4 protein-coding genes and 1 pseudogene are annotated in these 2945 nt (G+C 36.4%); 4 read left to right on the forward strand and 1 reads right to left on the reverse strand.

Annotated features, from left to right (window positions below; translation table 11 throughout):
• Window positions 1-11: 11 nt before the first annotated feature.
• On the reverse strand, window positions 12-1268 hold the full coding sequence (locus LXO72_RS10075; RefSeq protein WP_233332590.1) for an ISL3 family transposase: 1257 nt from the start codon (window positions 1266-1268) through the stop codon (window positions 12-14).
• Between the two features lie 238 nt (window positions 1269-1506).
• Here LXO72_RS10075 and LXO72_RS10080 point away from each other — a divergent pair, with 238 nt between their 5' ends.
• The 4 genes and pseudogenes from LXO72_RS10080 to LXO72_RS10095 all read left to right on the forward strand — a co-directional run.
• Window positions 1507-1827: a PadR family transcriptional regulator gene (locus LXO72_RS10080; protein WP_049510185.1), complete on the forward strand. Its 321-nt coding sequence runs from the start codon at window positions 1507-1509 to the stop codon at window positions 1825-1827.
• Complete coding sequence (locus LXO72_RS10085; protein ID WP_233332592.1) at window positions 1824-2177, forward strand: DUF2812 domain-containing protein; 354 nt, start codon at window positions 1824-1826, stop codon at window positions 2175-2177. Before LXO72_RS10080 ends, LXO72_RS10085 begins: the two co-directional genes overlap by 4 nt.
• Window positions 2178-2179: 2 nt before the next feature.
• A complete protein-coding gene (locus LXO72_RS10090) occupies window positions 2180-2401 on the forward strand; it encodes a hypothetical protein (RefSeq protein WP_233332594.1) in 222 nt (73 codons plus the stop codon).
• Between the two features lie 34 nt (window positions 2402-2435).
• Window positions 2436-2945, forward strand: a pseudogene (locus LXO72_RS10095) (DUF2812 domain-containing protein); the annotation flags it as partial.

The following is a 2945-nucleotide window of genomic DNA, read 5'->3' on the forward strand; positions in this document are numbered from 1 at the left end:
TTGAAGAAAAGCTATGATCGAGAAAGGACAAATTTCGTACTTTCTTTTTTGATGTTCAGAGCGATGAAAATCCGTTTTTTGAAGTTTTCAAAGTTCCGAAATCCAAAGGCATTGCGCTTGATAAGTTTGATGAGATTATTGGTTGTTTCTAATTTGGCGTTAGAATAGTGTAGTTGAAGGGCGTTGACAATCTTTTCTTTATCCTTTAGGAATGTTTTAAAGACAGTCTGAAAAAGAGGATGAACCAGCTTAAGATTGTCCTCAATGAGTCCGAAAAATTTGTCTGCCTCCTTGTTCTGAAAGTGAAAAAGTAAGAGTTGATAGAGATGGTAATGGTGTTTCAAGTCCTCTGAATAGCTCAAAAGCTTGTCTAAAATCTCTTTATTCGTCAAGTGCATGCGAAAAGTAGGGCGATAAAAACGTTTATCGCTGAGTTTACGACTATCCTGTTGAATGAGCTTCCAGTAACGCTTGATAGCCTTGTATTCATGGGATTTTCTATCGAATTGATTCATGATTTGAACACGGACACGACTCATAGCACGGCTGAGATGTTGGATAATATGGAAACGATCCAGAACGATTTTAGCACATGGAAAAAGCTGTTTAGCTAAGGCATAGTAGGGACTAAACATATCCATCGTAATGACCTTCACCTGGTAACGAACGGCTCTATCGTATCGCAGAAAGTGATTCCGGATAACAGCTTGTGTTCTACCCTCAAGAACAGTGATGATATTAAGCTTATCAAAATCTTGCGCAATGAAACTCATCTTTCCCTTGGTAAAGGTATACTCGTCCCAGGACATAATCTCAGGAAGACGCGAAAAATCATGCTCAAAGTGAAAATCATTGAGCTTGCGAATGACAGTTGAAGTTGAGATGGCCAGTTGATGAGCGATATCGGTCATAGAAGTTTTTTCAATCAGCTTCTGAGCAATTTTTTGGTTGATGATACGAGGGATTTGATGATTTTTCTTTACTAGAGGAGTCTCAGCGACCGCCATTTTCGAGCGCTGATAGCACTTAAAACGACGCTTTTTCAGAAGAATTCTAGTAGCCATACCAGTCGTTTCAAGGTAAGGGATCTTAGACGGTTTTTGAAAGTCATATTTCTTCATTTGATGTCCACAATCAGGACAAGATGGGGCATTGTAATCCAGTTTAGCGATGATTTCCTTGTGGGTATCTATATTAACAACATCCATAATTTGGATATTAGGGTCTTTAATGTCGAGCAGTTTTGTGATAAAATGTAATTGTTCCATATGATTCTTTCTAATGAGTTGTTTTGTCGCTTTTCATTATAGGTCATATGGGACTTTTTTTACACAAAAATAGGCTCCATAATATCTATAGGGGATTTACCCACTACAAATATTATAGAGCCTAATAAATCAGAAAGATTGTCTGAGGGCGGTCTTTTTTCTTGTGTTTTATATCGAGGTGTGATATATTTTGTATAACGAAGTGCGATATATCGAACTGAATAGGAGGTGAATGAAAATGGAATTAACGGATAAGATTCGTCGAGTTTATCTTCCCATGACGGAAACGGGCTTTTATATCTTGTTCTGTCTGCAAAAGGAAGGTCATGGTTATAGTATTACGCAAAAGGTCAAGGAGATGACAGATTCGCAAGTTTCGATTAGTCCTGGGACTATGTATGGAACCTTGTCAAAAATGGAAAAGGATGGTTTGATTTCCTTTGTCCGTGAAGAGGAAAAACGGAAAATCTATCAGATCACAGACTTGGGACGAAAAGTCTTAGATATTGAATTGAAACGTATTGAACGGCTCTATAGAAACAGTCTGGAGGAAAGATGATGGAAAAGAAGGTTGTTTATAGAATTGCTACCATTGCGGATTATGATAGAGAGGCTTTATATCTTAGAAAAATGCATACTATGGGCTGGAAACTTAAGGAAGTAACTTACTCTAACTTAGTAGTTGCGGTTAAGTATACTTTTGAAAAGTGCCAACCGGTGCAGGTGTCTTATCAGTTGGACTTTTATCCCATGAAAAAATCCGATAGAGCCTCCTATTTACAATTATTTAAAGACTATGGCTGGGAGCATATTACAGACTTTAATGGGGTTTCCTACTTTAGAAGCTTCATTCTGGAATTGAGTCGGATGCCGAGTTTGAAATTTATAACGACGCGGCCGGGAAGTTAGCTATGGTCAAACGGATTTTAACAATGCGGATGCTTCCTATTTTGCTTCTCTTTTTAGCTCTACTACCGGTTTTCTCAAAGTTTGTCACTGGAGGTAGTTCTTTCAGTTGGGAAGTATTTTTGATTTTCATAATAGATGGTGTTTTATTGATAGTTTTTGCGATTCAGATTTCTTATATTTTTTGGAGATTGAGTCAAAAGTGGAAAGAATTATCTAATAAATAACGCCAGGTATGTTTTCTAATTTTGGGGTAAGACAATGAATAGTAGAGTAGAATTTCGGATTTTCACCATTGTTGATTTGGATAAGAAGGAAGAATATTTACATGAGATGCACTTGAAAGGTTGGAGGTATAGAACTAGTCGTTTTGGTTTGTTCTATTTTGACCAATGTCAACCAGACGATGTTATCTACTGTATCTATGATTCTAGATTTCTTAAAAAGTATCAGCATGAATTGCAAGATTTTAGAAATAGCGGTTGGGAATTGATAGAAAGAGATTTTTGTTCAATTCTTCGTAAACCAGCTTCTGATATACTTTCAGAGGATCAAGTTTATATGAGTAATAATCTCAGGTGGGAAGTTATGCGATCTAGACTTCGTTCCTGTACAGCTACTTTCTTAGGTGGTTTAGTTGTTTGTATGAGTTTATTTAAAGAAGAACTTTCTATATCTTTCTTTATTATTTTCTTTTATATGCTTTTCTGATTTCTTATCTAATCCATGGTTTTTTCAGACTTAAAAGGAAATACCAAGTAGATGGAAGGT

The organism is Streptococcus sp. XMC, from assembly GCF_021341835.1.
GTDB lineage: Bacteria > Bacillota > Bacilli > Lactobacillales > Streptococcaceae > Streptococcus.

Bases quoted from the DNA above. Each gene is read 5' to 3' on its own strand.
- LXO72_RS10075 (WP_233332590.1), bottom strand. From the start codon at position 1,268: ATGGAACAATTACATTTTATCACAAAACTGCTCGACATTAAAGACCCT.
- LXO72_RS10090 (WP_233332594.1), top strand. From the start codon at position 2,180: ATGGTCAAACGGATTTTAACAATGCGGATGCTTCCTATTTTGCTTCTC.
- LXO72_RS10080 (WP_049510185.1), top strand. From the start codon at position 1,507: ATGGAATTAACGGATAAGATTCGTCGAGTTTATCTTCCCATGACGGAA.
- LXO72_RS10085 (WP_233332592.1), top strand. From the start codon at position 1,824: ATGATGGAAAAGAAGGTTGTTTATAGAATTGCTACCATTGCGGATTAT.